This is a genomic window from Bradyrhizobium sp. Kon69 (genome assembly GCF_055807515.1).
In genome coordinates this window covers 1-14,857 of the sequence record NZ_JBVVOS010000010.1, presented here as the reverse complement: position 1 = coordinate 14,857, position 14,857 = coordinate 1, and the positions used below count along the sequence as shown (strand labels likewise).

At 59.7% G+C, this 14,857-nt stretch carries 11 protein-coding genes and 1 riboswitch; of the genes, 4 read left to right on the top strand and 7 right to left on the bottom strand.

Annotated elements, in window-relative coordinates:
• Positions 1-193: 193 nt before the first annotated feature.
• A complete protein-coding gene (locus tag AC0L3U_RS14940; RefSeq protein WP_473362209.1) occupies positions 194-1,573 on the top strand; it encodes an inorganic phosphate transporter in 1,380 nt (459 codons plus the stop codon).
• A 157-nt stretch (positions 1,574-1,730) separates the two neighbouring features.
• Here the strand turns inward: AC0L3U_RS14940 and AC0L3U_RS14935 are convergent, their stop codons facing one another.
• From AC0L3U_RS14935 to AC0L3U_RS14920, 4 genes are all read right to left on the bottom strand, one after another.
• The gene (locus AC0L3U_RS14935) at positions 1,731-2,549 is read right to left on the bottom strand and encodes a COG3904 family protein (protein ID WP_473362208.1); all 819 of its coding nucleotides are present in this window, start codon (positions 2,547-2,549) and stop codon (positions 1,731-1,733) included.
• 4 nt (positions 2,550-2,553) lie between these two features.
• Positions 2,554-3,885: a hypothetical protein gene (locus AC0L3U_RS14930; RefSeq protein WP_473362370.1), complete on the bottom strand. Its 1,332-nt coding sequence runs from the start codon at positions 3,883-3,885 to the stop codon at positions 2,554-2,556.
• A 664-nt stretch (positions 3,886-4,549) separates the two neighbouring features.
• Positions 4,550-4,774 (bottom strand): hypothetical protein, encoded by a 225-nt coding sequence (locus tag AC0L3U_RS14925; RefSeq protein WP_473362207.1) that lies wholly within the window; start codon positions 4,772-4,774, stop codon positions 4,550-4,552.
• Between the two features lie 8 nt (positions 4,775-4,782).
• Entirely contained in the window at positions 4,783-5,250 is a 468-nt protein-coding gene (locus AC0L3U_RS14920; protein ID WP_473362369.1) for a phosphatase PAP2 family protein, read from the bottom strand.
• A gap of 678 nt (positions 5,251-5,928) precedes the next feature.
• On the opposite strand from AC0L3U_RS14920, the gene AC0L3U_RS14915 reads away from it, so the two are divergent.
• Positions 5,929-6,894, top strand: coding sequence for a TIGR03885 family FMN-dependent LLM class oxidoreductase (locus AC0L3U_RS14915; RefSeq protein WP_473362206.1), 966 nt, complete (start codon positions 5,929-5,931; stop codon positions 6,892-6,894).
• Between the two features lie 650 nt (positions 6,895-7,544).
• On the opposite strand, the gene AC0L3U_RS14910 is transcribed toward AC0L3U_RS14915, so the two are convergent.
• Complete coding sequence (locus AC0L3U_RS14910) at positions 7,545-8,144, bottom strand: putative PDDEXK endonuclease (protein ID WP_473362205.1); 600 nt, start codon at positions 8,142-8,144, stop codon at positions 7,545-7,547.
• 1,878 nt (positions 8,145-10,022) lie between these two features.
• Positions 10,023-10,121: riboswitch (SAM-I-IV-variant riboswitch) on the top strand.
• Positions 10,122-10,155: 34 nt separating this feature from the next.
• On the opposite strand from AC0L3U_RS14910, the gene AC0L3U_RS14905 reads away from it, so the two are divergent.
• Positions 10,156-10,584 carry a hypothetical protein gene (locus AC0L3U_RS14905; RefSeq protein ID WP_473362204.1) on the top strand — a complete coding sequence of 143 codons (429 nt, stop codon included), beginning with the start codon at positions 10,156-10,158 and terminating at the stop codon, positions 10,582-10,584.
• 313 nt (positions 10,585-10,897) lie between these two features.
• Here AC0L3U_RS14905 and AC0L3U_RS14900 read toward each other — a convergent pair whose 3' ends face one another.
• A complete protein-coding gene (locus AC0L3U_RS14900) occupies positions 10,898-13,141 on the bottom strand; it encodes a Z1 domain-containing protein (protein ID WP_473362203.1) in 2,244 nt (747 codons plus the stop codon).
• On the opposite strand from AC0L3U_RS14900, the gene AC0L3U_RS14895 reads away from it, so the two are divergent.
• Complete coding sequence (locus AC0L3U_RS14895; protein WP_473362202.1) at positions 13,140-13,325, top strand: hypothetical protein; 186 nt, start codon at positions 13,140-13,142, stop codon at positions 13,323-13,325. The genes AC0L3U_RS14900 and AC0L3U_RS14895 overlap by 2 nt on opposite strands.
• 84 nt (positions 13,326-13,409) lie before the next feature.
• On the opposite strand, the gene AC0L3U_RS14890 is transcribed toward AC0L3U_RS14895, so the two are convergent.
• Entirely contained in the window at positions 13,410-14,594 is a 1,185-nt protein-coding gene (locus AC0L3U_RS14890) for a hypothetical protein (protein ID WP_473362201.1), read from the bottom strand.
• Positions 14,595-14,857 lie beyond the last annotated feature (263 nt).

Genomic DNA, 14,857 nt, shown 5'->3' with positions numbered 1-14,857 from the left:
AATTCGAGATCCACCCCCTCGTTCCTAATTGCGAGGGTGCGGTTCTTCTCCTGCTTGTCACCAAGCTTCAGGTCCGGGCCGGAGGGGACGATCAATTTTGGCGAAACAGCCCTGAAACTTCGCAGTGGCTCTTGGGGCTGGAACAATCGCCCTGGACGAAGCTTTTGCCCTGAGTTGCCGGGGACCCGAGACGATGTTGCCTTCCATCGATGGCGGATCTGCACTGACGGTCTTGGTCCTGTCTTTCTGTTTCGCGCTCGTGCTGCTCTTCGAATTGTCCAATGGATTCCATGACACGGCGAATGCGGTTGCGACCGTCATCTATACTCATGCGCTTGGTGCCACACCGGCCGTGATATGGTCCGGCTTGATGAACTTTCTTGGCGTTATTGCCGGCGGCGTCGCTGTCGCATACGCCTTGGTCGAAATCATTCCGCCCGAGGTGCTCTCACCGCCGGACGGCAGCCAAGCCGTGGGCATGTTGACGGCCGTGTTTGTCTCGGCGCTGATTTGGAACGTGGGAACGTGGTGGCTGGCTCTTCCTAACTCGAGCTCGCATGCGCTGATAGGCTCCTTAATCGGTGTTACGCTCGCGGTCGCATTCAAGGGGGCGCAAGATCTGACGATTGCGATCGACTGGGCTCAGATAGGGATCGTGCTCGGCTCGTTGCTGCTGTCGCCGCTGCTCGGATTCGGTCTTGCGCTTGCTCTCTTTAAATTGCTTGCAGTTGCCATCCGCGACAAGAGAGCATTCGAGACGCCGGAGGACCTTCTGCCTCCACCCATCGGCCTGCGCGTGCTCCTTCTGTTGACTTGCACGGGCGTTTCGTTCGCGCACGGCACGAACGATGGCCAGAAAAGTATCGGGCTGATCATGCTGACCATCATCGGGCTGACGCCGGCGAGCTACGCCCTGAACCTCTCGATGGACCGGACTTCCATTGCGAAGATTGCAGATTGCATGCCAGTTGCTGCCGACTTGATCGCGCGTGGTGGGGACGATCGGAAGCAGCAAGGCGTGCAAAGCGCGAATGAGCTCCATGCCGAGTTCTCGAGCAAACATTCACTACAGCAGATCCCAGCCGCGGATCGCTCCAAGACGAGGGCGAAGCTGCACCAGGTTTTGGCGGCACTCCGTGCTGCCGAAAGCTCGGAAGAGCTGTCGGAATCTGATCGGCTGAAGGCGAAGACGACGCACGATGAGATTATGCGCTCCGTCGAGTATGCACCTTGGTGGGTTCGCATCATCAGCGCGTTCTGTCTGGGGTGCGGCACCATGTTCGGATATAAGGGAATTGTGAGAACCCTCGGTGAGGGCTTGGGCCGAAAGCACCTCGTGCCGGCCCAAGGAGCCTCCGCGGAGCTAGTCGCCGCAACTCTGATCGGGTCCGCGGGGCTTACCGGGTACCCGGTGAGCACGACGCACGTTGTCACCGGCGGAATCGCGGGAACAATGGTGGCATCAGGAGCGGGCCTGCAGTTCGAAACGGTCCGTCGGATAATCCTGGCATGGGTATTGACGCTCCCGGCCACAATCGGAATATCCGCGATACTCTTCACCATCCTGGCCTAATCGTGTGGGCCCGCCGAGCGCTTGCGGGGTCGAGGACGCAGCCCTCGTGGTGGTGGGAAGGGCGGCTTCGAGCAAGGCGACGCGGAGCGGCGGAAAGGCCTCCCCGGAGCGCGCGGCCGGAAGCGTGGTGAGCAGCAAGCTCTTCTTAGCTCGCCCATCATAATCGCGGCGGATCTGCAGTGATGAGATTCATCGCCACAAGCTCATCGGGTTGGAAAACGAAGAGCCGGTCGTGTGGTGTCTCCATCGCGTGAACCCATACGCGTGGGTTTACCCCCATTTCGACGAGATAAGCCAAACACTGCGCGGATGCTCGCTGGGCAAAGCTCATCTCGTCGGGGCCGAGCCCTCCAGGTGCAGACTTAATGGCTACAATCTGGTGCACGCCTATGAGCCCCCTTGGGTCGACGTGGCGCTCCGCGCCTCCGGCAAAAACGAGCGGGCATGCTGATGCGCAGTATCGCCCGGCTTCAACCCGCGTGGCGAAGTTACGTTTGCGGATCAGACGCCCGATCGCGAGGGCGTCTGCGACGGATCCACCGGGCGAGTTAAGAACAATCGTCTTGACGTAGTCACCGCGCTTTTCGATCTCCGCAGCAAACACCTGCGATGAACCTGGGGTGATCGTACCCATAGCCATCAGGCGGCCACCGCTGGCTAATTCGAAGCTCATTGGCCGGCTCAATGTGTCGTCCGGCTGCGGCACCGATACCAGCCGCTTGTCGCGCTGGGTGGAGGCGGGCTCCACCACAGTCGGCATCGAGCCAGGGGCGAGGGGGACAGCAAGCTCGGGTCGGCTTTGTAGATCCCTGGCCGGTGCTGATGTGATCCATCCGTTGACCTGAGCAAGATCGATCGCGAGCAGGGCAATCGTCGAGGCGAGCACTGACCGAAAGATCCACCGCAGGATTGCTTGGTCGGGGTCGCCGGTCAGCCAGCCTACGAGATGTCTCTGGAGAGAAGCTGGAAAAGCCATGTGGTTACTTCGTGTGCCGGATAGTCGACAGCGACGTCACATTCTCCTCGGACGACGGGGGCGACGCTACTGGCTCTTCGGGAGGCGTCGTGTCTCCAGGCGTCTGCAGGGGATCGGCCCAGCTAGAGCGCCGCGCACGCTCGACATCGCCGGACATCTCCAATGCTGCGACCAATTCGGCAACGGTAATGTCGGACGTGCCGACCCCAGGCAGCTCTTGGTGCCGGATCGAGGCATGGACGACGCACAGGATCAAGACCAGCACCGCAGGCATCAGGTCGATCGAGATGGCGCCGGCCCAGCTCGGTATGAAATCGGCGGCGTAATGCAGCACAGCCTCGGCGGGAGACATGGTCTGGAAACGCGACGGCTCGATGCGCGGCAGCGCCAGGATCTTGTCGGCGGCATTGGCGAGCGAAGCCGCTTGTGCGGCGATCGAGGATTCGACTTTGCTGACAACCGCAGTCTGGCGCTCCGCCAAATCGGCTGAGCGGCCGCCGGGCGCGGGTGCGATGAAGCCGGAAGACAGCGAGCTTGCTGCCCGTTTGACGGCGGGTGCCACCGACGTCTGTTGCAGGTTGGCGATCACGCCCATCAGCGCCAGCGATTCACTTGCGAAGGCATCGCTTCGCGACGATATCGGCCCGCGGTCTGAGATCAACTCGCGCATCTTCGCAAGGTTTTTGCCACCCTGCTCATATAACGCCGAAACGCGTTTGGCGGAATCCTGCACCTGCTGCCCAAGACTGTCGAGTTGGCTCGACATCTGAGTTAGGAGCTGTACGACCGTGCCGGATCCCGCCGTACCGGTCAGCGAGCCCGTACGTTCCGCCTCGGCCAGCTTCGCAAAACGCGAGGACGCGAGCTGGATATCGGGCAGCAGGCTTTGCGCGGCGATAGCGTTGGTGTTCGCAGCGTCCAGGTCACGCGCGTAGTTCTGCACCGTGATGGCTAGATGTTGCTGGATCGCGGCGGCGCCTGCCAAAGCCGAGGCGTTCAGCCACGACGACATGGCCACGATCATCAGTGCGCCCAACAGCATGCAGCCCATCATCAAGCCACGGCCAACACGATCGAGCACATGCGGCATGAGCTCCATCATGAACACCCAGAATGCATAGATGCCCACGGAGACAGCAACCGAATAGATGGCCGCGGCAAAGACGTCCATTGTCGGGCTGCCGTTGAGCAGCTCTCGGACCCCGAGATAAGTGTAGACGCCGGCGGCCAAGGCCAGGATCGCCGTCGTGAGTTTCAGCGTGGCTTGGAGGCGGGAGACGCCGTCGCGAAGGACTGCGGCGGTCGAGCGGGAAGGCAGAGTGGTCGATGAAGGCATAGCGGTTCCTGCAGCGGCGTGGTGCCGCCCGTCCAACGCCCCCGCTGTTCGGCTAAGTTATTCGCAACTAATGGGAAATCCGGACAAGATTATGTCGAGATTTGTGGAACCGTGGATGGCAATGAGTGGACGCGGTTACCTGGTCCCGCTAAGCCGAATCCCGGAACCCGCGAAAGCGTCGGGCTTCCAAAGGGCCCGCGGCTACGCCTCGGGTCTCGGCTTACTCTCCTCGGTCTTGAGCTGCTCTCTATACTGTCTCGCCGCCTGGAGGAGGGCATCGCGAACCTTGATCGTCCGCCGTTTGGGCGGCGAGTGCCTCAGCTCGGTCGGCCTGCTGCCGAAGAGATTCTTTTATCATCGTGTCCAAAGTTGTTTGGGAGCTGCCCGGTTCCTCATCCCGTCGATCTGCTCAGCCGTCCATGATCTGACGTCACGCGTGCTCGTGATCTCAGTTGCGTCGGCGAAGCATCGTGGTGTGCCCGTCAAGTGGCATCGGATGAGGCGGCGGGAACGAACAAGACGGTAGATAGGAGCGATGTGCAGCAGCCATCTTTGTTTCTCCATGCGTTTCAAACGCATGCGGCTATCTGTAAGGTAGTCCGGAGCGGCCTCAGCCCTGGTCCTTCCCCCTGGCCTGGGGCCGTTCCTTAATTTTCCGACGACCTCACTCCGTCGCTCGCAGACCCTGCTTCGTCGGCTCATAGCGTTGGCCGTGCTGCTCGAGCCAGCCGCCTTCGACCATTTTCCGCGCCAGAGCCATTGTGCATATCGGCTGCGTGCCGCCGGGATGGTAGAGTGCGTCTCCGTACTGAACCAGGTAGCCGTATACCCGGGCCACTCGCAGCGGCCCGATCATCCCGGGAAAGAGAAGGAGGGGCTTGTCGGTCATTGCTTGTCTCAGGCGCGGGTACTCCCGCGTCGCGCTCCACTGACGCGTCGCGCCGCTCGTTCGATCGCCGCGCCAAAGGTCAGTCCCAGCACGACATCGGTCGTCCAGTGCGCAAGCACGGCCACTCTGGTTGCTGCCAACGCGCCCCCAATCGCCAGGAATACTGCTGTTTTCTTGGGATAGGCCCAACTCAGAGCTGAGACGATCGCACCAATGTGCACACCATGTCCCGACGGAAAGGAGTCATGCGGCTGGCCGGACGTCCCAACGGCGCGTCGGTCCTCGCCTACGACGACTCGGTCCGGTCGTGTTCGATCGATCACTCGCTTTATGATCTTCGGCAACATGACTGCTGCCGTGAGCGATATAGCTACGTGATTTGTGACAAGGCGTTGCCGCCTATCGCCTCCGCGCGACACGATCCAACCTACGGCCGCCAACGTACCGAGTACACGAGCATCAGCCGCCCATGTCATCGATCTCGCAAAGTCCTGAATAACGGGGTTGGTGTGGCGGGCTGCTGAAGTCGCTATCGCTGTATCGATTGGAGTAGGCGGTATTAACAAATGTTTCATGGTCTCTTTTGGTTGATGGCGAGCGCGAGAGACGCGCACCTGTGACGACGCGCCGCACGCTCGGGCGTTCCTACTTGCCAGCGCAGGAAGACGCTGGCCGCGGCAAACACCATCCTCTATTCACTGCGGGGCGCGGTGAACCCCACGCAGCTTGGAAACGTGCATCTCGTTGGGAGTTCAAAGTACGCCCCTGCTTGAGAGGGTCGACAAGTCACAGGGACTATCGTGCGAGATGCGCGGGTAATCTCCGTTGCGCTGCTTGCGCTGCTGATGGCGGGCTTCCTCATCTCGCAGGCAGTCCGCCGCGAGACTGGCGACCGGCTGATGTCAGAGTGCCAGCTGCAAAACATCACCGATGCTCAAGCCCGCGAGTGCGCGGTCACGTCCCAGATGCAAACCCGAAGTCGTTCATTTCAACCAGGCGGGTGATATCCAAATCCAAGGGTTCGCGTCCAACAGTTCGCGCCTCTCGCCAGCAAAGGAACGGCGGCTTGCGCTGAGGCGTTGCAGGTACACGCAGGCTGCACACGTTGCTGTACGCAGAGCAAACCGATGTCCATCTGCAAGGACTGAGAAAAGATGGCGCGCTTCGGATACCACGTTTCGCACGAGCAGTTTGCGCCGTCGGATCTGCTGCGTTGGACCAAGCGCGCGGAGGAGGCGGGCTTCGACTGCGCGATGTCGTCCGACCATTTCCATCCCTGGAGCGAGCGCCAAGGCCATTCCGGGTTCGCCTGGTCGTGGCTCGGGGCCGCCATGGAAGGGACCTCGCTACCCTTCGGCGTCATCTCGGCACCAGGTTATCGTTATCACCCCGCCGTATTAGCTCAGGGCGCTGCAACCCTGGCGCAGATGTACCCTGGTCGCTTTTGGCTGGCGCTCGGCAGCGGCGAGGCGATCAACGAATCTATCACTGGACTGCCATGGCCCGAAAAGCAGGAGCGCAACGCACGCCTTCTTGAATGTGTAGAGATCATCAGGGCGCTTTTCGCGGGCGAGACCGTTACTCATCGTGGCCGCGTCACGGTCATCGAGGCAACGCTCTACAGCCGCCCGGAAGAGCCGGTGATGTTGGTCGGTGCTGCCGTGACCGAGAAGACGGCAGAATGGCTGGGTGGCTGGGCCGACGCTCTCATCACGGTTCAGGCGGCCCCGAAGCAACTTGGAAAGGTGGTAGGGGCGTTCCGCCGCGGCGGCGGGCACGGCAAGCCCGTCATTCTGCAGGCGGCGCTATCATGGGCACCGAGCGAGCAAGAGGCTGAAGCCGAGGCGCTCCACCAATGGGCGCCAAATGTCGCCGGAGGAGAGGTGAACTGGGACCTCCGTCGACCACAGGATTTCGACACAGTTGGCCGTCTCGTGAAGGGGGAGGACATTCGTCGGTCAGTCCTGGTCTCCGCGGACCTCGGACAGCACCGAGCGTGGCTGGCCGAGTACGCGGAAATGGGGTTCGCCGAAATCCATCTGCATCAAGTCGGGCGGCGCCAACTGAGCTTTATCGACGCATTCGGGGAACACGTGCTGCCGGCCTTGAGAGAGGTTTAAGAGATGGACCCGGCACGACTCCAAGGCGGCCCATGAATTGGTCACCGGGTGTGCTCGCGGACAAGCGCCTGCGCCAAACGACTGCGACGGAAGCAACATCTGCGGGTTCTTGGCGTTGACACGGCATGCAGAGGATAGCCTTCGTCGCGCTCATGTTCGCGTTAGCTGTCATGATCGGACGCTGGGCGGGCGGCGACTTGCATACCGCAGATCGCAATCAACGCGAGCAGACCGTAGGACAAGCGCACTGACGGGCGCCGGAGGCAATGAGCGATACTGGTCCAAGCCCCAAACGATTGGCTTCTGTGGCCTGAGCCGAGCGTCAGACTGGCGGCACGCCATAAGCACATCGTGACCGGCACCCGGGACCCCGGAAACGAAAAGTACAGGAGGGCATCCTGTTGCTTGTCGCTCGATCTTGGCGCGGACGATCAGATTGGGCCATGCCCTGAAGATAGAACCCGGTGCCGATCAGCGAGACGTCGCCGGCGTCGGGATTTCCGAGAACGGCGAATGTCGCAAGGCGCCCGTCTGAGATCACCGCGTCGGCGTTCTGCATGCGCCAAGTCCCGCGGTCGCGGTGCCCGGCAGAGGTGTGAGGCGTTCGCTCATGGTCGAAGCTTAGTCGAGCGCGGGAAGACGCGTCTAGTCTAACGCCGCGCAAGCCAGAACGCTTGAGAGAGGACTGTTTCGTAATCGTAGAAGGTTGAATCCGGCAGTCGCGCGAGCGCAGCGGACGCAATCTCGATGTTCGGAAGGACCGAAGGCACGATCAACAAAGTGCGGGTTACGTTCTCCTTCGCGATTAGCATCGGGTGCTTACTATAGATATTCGCCTTGACGCACGCGTCTTTCCAGAATTGCAGGCCTTTGCCCGTTCCCCTGAAAATCCAACTGCTGAGGTCCAGGGACCTTACGCACTTGCACTCGATGTAAAAGAACTCCGATAGACGTTCGGCACCGGGTGCGGTCGGGCTGATGTCTCCTGCCTGCCATGCGAGGTGTTTCCCCGTCTTCTGACCCACGGTCGCCCGCCCGCCGCTCATCGCGGACCTCCAGAACCAATCTTCGTGGAGACCTCCAGAAACCCAGAGGGAAAGCGACTTGCAGACTGACCGCTCGAACGACGCGCCTTTTACCGCGCCCCGCCCGGGCTTGAGCGGCCTCTTCTTTCGCGCCGCCTTGTTCGATGGTCTTGGAATGTCACTTACCCCTGCAAGACGGCCGATGTGTTCGACGGTCACCGGCATAGCAAACGATGGGTTTCTGTAGAAATGACTAAAGCCGGCCTGGTTAATCGGCGTTAAAAGAAGATCGATGTTGCGTCCGGAAGGATTCGAGTTTTGGTGCACCGGGTCGGAAGGTGAAGATTCGCTCAGCCGCTATCCGCCCGCCAAGCAAGCTGGCGTCGCCCGCCGACCGGCGGATTCTTCGCAGCGTCTTTTCTGCCTTGGAGGTGAAGTTCTCATTCGAGATTTTGATCGAATGTCGGAGGGTGCGACCGCGAGTGATGAAGATTATGGTCCGCCCCGAACACGTTCTCGAATCCTTGCCGCCTACCAGTTGAGAGTCTGAAGCTGATCGCCGCGACCAGCGCGCTTCGCCATTTAGTTGAAATTCAGTCCATCCTGACGTGTTTTAAAGACGTTCGGCGCAGCAGGCGAATCGACCCTTCTATGAGGTGGACTCACAATTTTGTGACAGGCAAGTTGAGCGTCAAACGCGCTTCGACAGTGGGTCGTGTCATCAACATCCGTCCGAGGTCGAAGATTATAACCTGCTCGCGCAGCATGCTCAATCATGCAAACTAGTAGATGATAGCCGCTCGCACAGGGCGCGCGACCGCGTTGTCCAACGGGCTGATAAAGCTTCCAGCGCCGATGGTAGTGAACACCCCGTAGGCTGCCCCTGCCGAGCTCACGGGGGAATGTTCGGCGCCAACGGCGCGACGCAGACGTTTGCAGGGAAGACGCCTGCCGCGGTTTGCGCGATCGCGGGCGCTTCCCTGTCGATGCCGGCCATGGCGTGCCGAGGTGCGAAGTGTCTCCCAGCCGCGGGTCGGGTCACGTCGCGCGCCGGCGAGCTTTGCGAAGCCTGCCGGCGTGCCGTCACCCCTGTCACAATTGTATGCTTTTTGTACGTGATTGGACCTATCTGAAGCCGCGCAGGCCGCTCTAAGGTTGCCCCAGGTTGCGCGAAAATGCTTGGTTATATTGAGTCTAAAGGGCCGGCGCGCTCCTTGAAGGAAGGCCGGGGTTTCTTTTGTGCGAAGATTAATCTGCGCAGCATACCGCTCAGGCCGTTTTCCTCTAATGAAAGCGCTCGCGAGAACCTCGGACAATCCGCCTCGATCTCCAGGAGAAGGTACTAAGACGCCCGCCTCTTTATCTAATCGCTGTACGATACGGTCCTCGAAATCTCGACCAAGGATGGCCCATGCTTGCTCCCGCACGTCCTTGATGATGGGAACAGAAGCGAGTTCTTCATCGCTAGAAAGCTCGTATCGAACTTTGCGCTCGCATCGATACTGGAACCACGACTTAACCGTAGAAGCACTCAAACCCTTCGGCATCGATTCCCTTTGAAACTCTGAGCGCGTTGAATGCATTAGATGCGCATGGCGCCACGCGAGATCACTAGTCTTATGTCCATTGAACGCACTGGCCCGAGACGGCGGCATGACCCGCGCACGAGTAGGCCGCCTACGCAGTTGTCCTCGGCGAGCACCAAACGGTGTTTCTCGGCCAGCAGGATGTTGGCCACGTCCAGCGATAGTCGGTCTCGTCTCCCCGAGGAGATTAACAGTTGGTCTGACGCTGCCAAGGTGCTGGGACCTTAAACTATCGTTTTGGTTGATGCTGAAGAAGTATAGATGGCGATCAAGAACGTCCAGATGATCGGAACTAATTGAAATTGCAAAAGAAGGGACCGCTATCCAAGCGGCATCGGCGTGCTGAACGCCAACAATGTGGCCGGATCCTTTGGACGCGACTGATCGAAATGAGGTGCAGCCTTTTTTCGACAGATTGCCTTGCTGAAGGTCCCCTGTCCACGTACCTCGGCCAATTCTGGATCCGCCGCGCGACCTGACTTTCGTTTTGACATTCGATAACGGCATGCTAACGCTGATTTTGCATCCTGAGAGGACCTGACGGTCCCGCCAACCAGCCTTGACCGGCAACGGTGGCACGACGATGTGGCCCGCAAGGGCAACAGTAGGTCGCCAGCCCTCCAGATGCGTGTGCAATCTCGGGGTTTTTTATGTCAAATCGTCGGTCGGGTCTTCGCGCGAAGGCTGGTCAATCCGTTGTGGAAATTTGCGAGAAGAAGGAGCCGAGCGCGCTGCCGGCCCGCAATTCCGGTCCATATCTTACCGCGCTAGGGGTCTATGGCTTCGGCGAGATCGAGCCGGTCATCCTCGCTGCGCTGGTCACCGGGGATCCGCTGCTGTTGATCGGTGCGTCGGGTACTGGCAAGACCTACCTGCTCAACTCGCTGTCGGAGGCGCTGAATCTTCAGCATCGGCACTACAATGCCAGCCTGATCTCGTTCGATGACCTGGTGGGCTTTCCCTATCCCGATCGCGAGGGGACGGGAGTGCGGTTCCTCCAAACGCCGGCCACCGTGTGGGGCGCTGAATCGGTGCTGATCGACGAGATCAGCCGCAGCAAGCCCGAGCAGCGGCCATGACTACGGCGGCCATGATCAGGTCCTGATCTGTGAGAACGCCAACGTGACGGGCAATTGCCGCCCGCAACAAGGCCATCTCTCCAAGGTAGTCAGATGAAGGAATCGCCGTTAATGCCCGTGATAGACGGTCTATGGCCCGAACTCGTTGGTCCCAGTAGTCAGTAATTCGTGGCAGCATCCAATCTTGCATAGCTGGCTACCCATGGCCTTCTTTTTCAATCGTCCCCCGCGTCCAAGGAGACCATATCTAGTAGCAAGTCGCCGCGAAGCTCCGATTTGGGCGGCAAGGCTCATGAGAGGTCAGCAGCGCCGCCTAATCTATCGTTTTTGCCGTATAAATCGCGGTCGGCGTTTGAGTTTGCGCGCGAATGACAGGCCAGTAAAACGGGGTGCCTCTCCATCCCTTATCTTCGTTGCCGTTTTGTCGCAGCAAGAAAAGGATGGGTTGTTGGACCGCGAACTGCTTTGCGAGCTGTCCTTCGGTTCGTTCGGAATCCGGCGTTTCGATGAAAGTCGCATGTGAACTGGCGCTTGCAAGACGCGAGGAGTTTCTGTCCGTTGCAGCCCAGAGCCACACTTTGCCACGATCGCTGGGGTTGATCGCTTGATGGCTCAGATGAGTGAGTGCGGCCTCCGCAGCAGGCCAATCAAAGTCCGGCGTTTCATCATCCTCAAATTCTAGAGTGGGCCTGATTTGATCCAACAAGTAGGTTGCTGTTTTAAGCGGTACCAGCGTCGGACGTTCGCCATTGAAACCGCATACCGCTTCGATGCTGGCGTCCAAGGCCTCGATGGTTGCTCCTATGCCACGCGCCCCTGTGCGATATCCGCTCTGGAACCCGATCGGCAGCAGCCGCTTGTTGGGTCGCAGAGTCTGCGTAGTTGCCACCAAAATCTTATTTGGGCTGCACGGCACGATCGATCCGTCCGTAGCCTTGCGAATGAATTGAATTGCTCGGTCGCCGCCCGCCTCAACCGTCTCGCGCAGTGAAGTATCGAATTCCTCCATTTGCTCCATCGCGTAACGTATCGTCCGCGACGTATAAAATCTTGTGACTGCCAACTCGGCTCGACGATAGCCGTACATACGGGAATGCTGAAGCACGGTGTCCTGCTGGAATTTATTGGGTCGCCGGCCATAGTAAAATCCGATTAAACTCGACAACGTAACCCCGCGATCGAGTACCTGACCTCCAATGAAAACGTTGAGCGGGCTTCTCAACTTCAATTGGCCCGAGTCATCCAGTAAGGAGGCAACATCATCGTCGGAATTGACCTTTGTAATCGTTACATGTTCGTCTCGCAGCGCGTTGGCAGTGGCTATAAGAATATCCGACAGTTGCGGGATGGGCTTAGCATCGAGCGCCAAAGATCGCGATAAGTCCGCATGCGATGCGGTTATGAGATGAGTGAAGATAGGATCACCATGGGCGGCGACCGAAGACAGCTTTGCGACCATCGTTCGAGTAATTGTCTCCTGCCACGCATGGGCTTCTCGGCCGGGCTCCGAATGCAGAAGAAACGAGTATCTAAGCTTTTTGTCCTTGAGTCCGGCATTCCTGCCGTTGATGCGCTGGATTGTTCCGCCGACGATGAAGTTCACGATTGCGCTTCTGTAGCCTTCGATTTTGTCGGAGGTCAGAACGTCGTCAGGATCCAGACTGCGACGGTCCTTTTTCTTTAGGCGGGCAAATTCATTGTGGTCGACAGTATGATGAATGAGACTTTCGAGCGTATCGCCCTCACTACGCGAGGCCTCGCCAAAATAGATGTCGCCACCGACGTACCCCTCAGGAACTGGTACGAGTTTTGTGAAGGTTGGGCGAGTCGGCTTGAATGTCATGACATTGGCGACCTCGACCTCCGTCGGTTGGAGATAGAGCGAATAAGGTGTCGCGGTAACTTGAAGGAATGAACACTGAGCAATGGCTGATCGCAGTGTACTTACTTGAGAAGCGATGGTCTTTGCCTCGATCAGTCCTCCTTTCTTTGCGTAACCGATTGAAGCGCTGTCAGCCTCATCATCGATTATGAGTGTGCGTTTTCCGGTCATCGCGGGGCTATGAGAAAAAAGGTCCGTTAGCCGATCAAGATTGTCGGTCTGCTTCTTGGCGGCAAAGATCAGCTTGGATTCGAGCTCGAAGGCCCCAAAACGCTCGGGCGCGTGCATTATATCGTAGACTTCAATCTCCCCTTCATCGATGAAGGACTTGAATTCGCTTCTTACACGTTTGCATGTCTGCTCGATGAGTGCGCGCGAGTTCTTGCTGAGAATGATCGCGACGTCAAAGTCGTTGTCGAACGCGAGAGCTAAGACACTGATGAAAGTTCTTGTTTTGCCGCTCTGCACCTTACCCAGGAGCATTCCCGGGTGGTCTAGAGTAGTCGTGGAATCGAGGAGTTCTTGAACAGTCTCCTCGGCGCATTTGAATGTATCGGCGCTAAACGACGAGTTAGCGGCCTTGTAGGCGGGATAGAAAAAACCTGAAAGGTTCAGAACTGTCGTTGGCATTTCCATCCTGCTTTCGCAATTATGTTCTTCGTCGCGAGGCATCATGAAATCGCCGCGCGCCTATGATCGCGGCATTAACAGCGCCAATCGCCGCACGGCACGGATTGATTCGACCTATGCGAGCCTCGGAGATCGGAGTCAATTAAAACGGACGCGCGCCGTCAAGGCCCAACAGGCGTCGCCCGCGCTCTTTTGGATGGCCTTACGGCGCAAGCGCTTCCTAGTCTGAGGCATGAATCTGTTCCTAAGCGACGAGCCATTCGTAAGTGAGGAGCGGATTCAACCAAGGGCTAATCGGATGACAAGTGCGTCGCTAATTGCCGCGGTATGTCCATTGATCGATGGATGCTATCGTCCGAAACACCGTGGCGACTCCGGCTTCGACCGGGTCGTGCGCGGTGAGACGCTCACGCGCCCATGCGACCCATTCATCCATCGTCTGATCACCGACGAGTTCGGCCGTCTCGTTGGCCGCGCGCGCTGCCAAGGCCTGCAAGAACAGGCGGGCGTCTTCCACCTGCCTCCAGCGTGAAGCAAGCTCCAGGAAGCCCTGCAGACGGTTGCGCTCCCGCAATTGCTCCTGACGCTCTTCGTAGCGCCGCATTTCCTCGTCGCGTCGTCGTCGCTCGTCTTCCTCGTATTGTCGGCGGCGCTCCTGCAGGATCGGTGCCGCCGCAACGAGGACGGCCGCGATCTCCGGCAGTTGCTGTTCGAGCGACTGGTCGGGTGTATCGATCCAGGACTGGGCGAGAGCCGGATGCAGGCCGGGTTCGATCGATAGCTGCAGCAGGCCGGTGGGCTGCATTTCCCGCTTCCAGGGTCGGTTCGGATTGAAACCGCGTTTCTTCTCCTCCTCGGTGAACGGTAGGCGTACCTGGCGATATTTCTCCTTGATGGTGAGGGCGACCGGCAGCCTGTCGACTTCCACCGCCGGGCGCCCGCGTTCGTCAACCTTCGCCGTGTAGCCGTGCTTCTCGAGCGCAATGAACAGGGCGCTCAGGAGGCGGTGCCGGCGGCGCTCCATCGGCATGAAGTCAGGCGGAACGTATTCGCCGCGGTCCCACGAAAGCTGTTTTGCCTGGTCGCGCCAGCGCCGGCGCTCCTCGATCCAGCCGGCGACGACGCGATGTGGGTGGGTTAGCCTGCCGGGGACCTTGAGGCCGGCGGTCAGCCGGCGGGCGGCGGCAAGGGCTTCCAATAGCTCGGGCGGCGTCTGCGGTGGCGTCGGTGCCGGGAGGGTGGGCGTGATTGTCACCTGAGCCGGCGTGCCCGGACGGATCGTCGGCAGCGGCACCTGGGTGACCTTCTTGCCGGCCGCTTTCCGGGCCCAGTGGCCTCGTGGCGGATAGGGTACATGAAGGCGCCCGCAGATCTTGGCAAGACCGTTGCCAGAAACCCCGTATTGCGCCGCCATGCGACTTATTGGAGTGGCCCAGACCTGCGCATACAGTTCCTCGCGGCTGAGCGTGACGGGCTTCCTTGCTTCTGCGTCGGGCATGTCGTTTGGCTCGCTCGTGGTCGTTTGGTCGGGTGTAGGCAGCCTCCGCGCTTGAGGCGGTAACTCGCCTGCTCTGGCTTGATGCAGATTGGCCAGAACGCCGGCGGGGCCGTCCTGGTGCAGTGGCGCCGTCCGGCCGAGGTGTCCCGGCCAGCGCCGCGGTGGTCGCCGCTGCTTTCAGGCGCCGTGACGTTGCCCCCGCGGCTTAATCCATGTTGAACTGGAGTCTGGCCCTTTAGGGAAGGACCAGAGATGAAGCGGAA

Excerpts from the sequence above, each read along its gene's own strand:
- AC0L3U_RS14890 (WP_473362201.1), bottom strand. The coding sequence starts at position 14,594 with ATGCCCGACGCAGAAGCAAGGAAGCCCGTCACGCTCAGCCGCGAGGAA.
- AC0L3U_RS14925 (WP_473362207.1), bottom strand. The coding sequence starts at position 4,774 with ATGACCGACAAGCCCCTCCTTCTCTTTCCCGGGATGATCGGGCCGCTG.
- AC0L3U_RS14910 (WP_473362205.1), bottom strand. The coding sequence starts at position 8,144 with ATGCCGGTGACCGTCGAACACATCGGCCGTCTTGCAGGGGTAAGTGAC.
- AC0L3U_RS14900 (WP_473362203.1), bottom strand. The coding sequence starts at position 13,141 with ATGATGCCTCGCGACGAAGAACATAATTGCGAAAGCAGGATGGAAATG.
- AC0L3U_RS14905 (WP_473362204.1), top strand. The coding sequence starts at position 10,156 with ATGTCAAATCGTCGGTCGGGTCTTCGCGCGAAGGCTGGTCAATCCGTT.
- AC0L3U_RS14895 (WP_473362202.1), top strand. The coding sequence starts at position 13,140 with ATGAAATCGCCGCGCGCCTATGATCGCGGCATTAACAGCGCCAATCGC.
- AC0L3U_RS14920 (WP_473362369.1), bottom strand. The coding sequence starts at position 5,250 with ATGACATGGGCGGCTGATGCTCGTGTACTCGGTACGTTGGCGGCCGTA.
- AC0L3U_RS14915 (WP_473362206.1), top strand. The coding sequence starts at position 5,929 with ATGGCGCGCTTCGGATACCACGTTTCGCACGAGCAGTTTGCGCCGTCG.
- AC0L3U_RS14935 (WP_473362208.1), bottom strand. The coding sequence starts at position 2,549 with ATGGCTTTTCCAGCTTCTCTCCAGAGACATCTCGTAGGCTGGCTGACC.
- AC0L3U_RS14940 (WP_473362209.1), top strand. The coding sequence starts at position 194 with ATGTTGCCTTCCATCGATGGCGGATCTGCACTGACGGTCTTGGTCCTG.
- AC0L3U_RS14930 (WP_473362370.1), bottom strand. The coding sequence starts at position 3,885 with ATGCCTTCATCGACCACTCTGCCTTCCCGCTCGACCGCCGCAGTCCTT.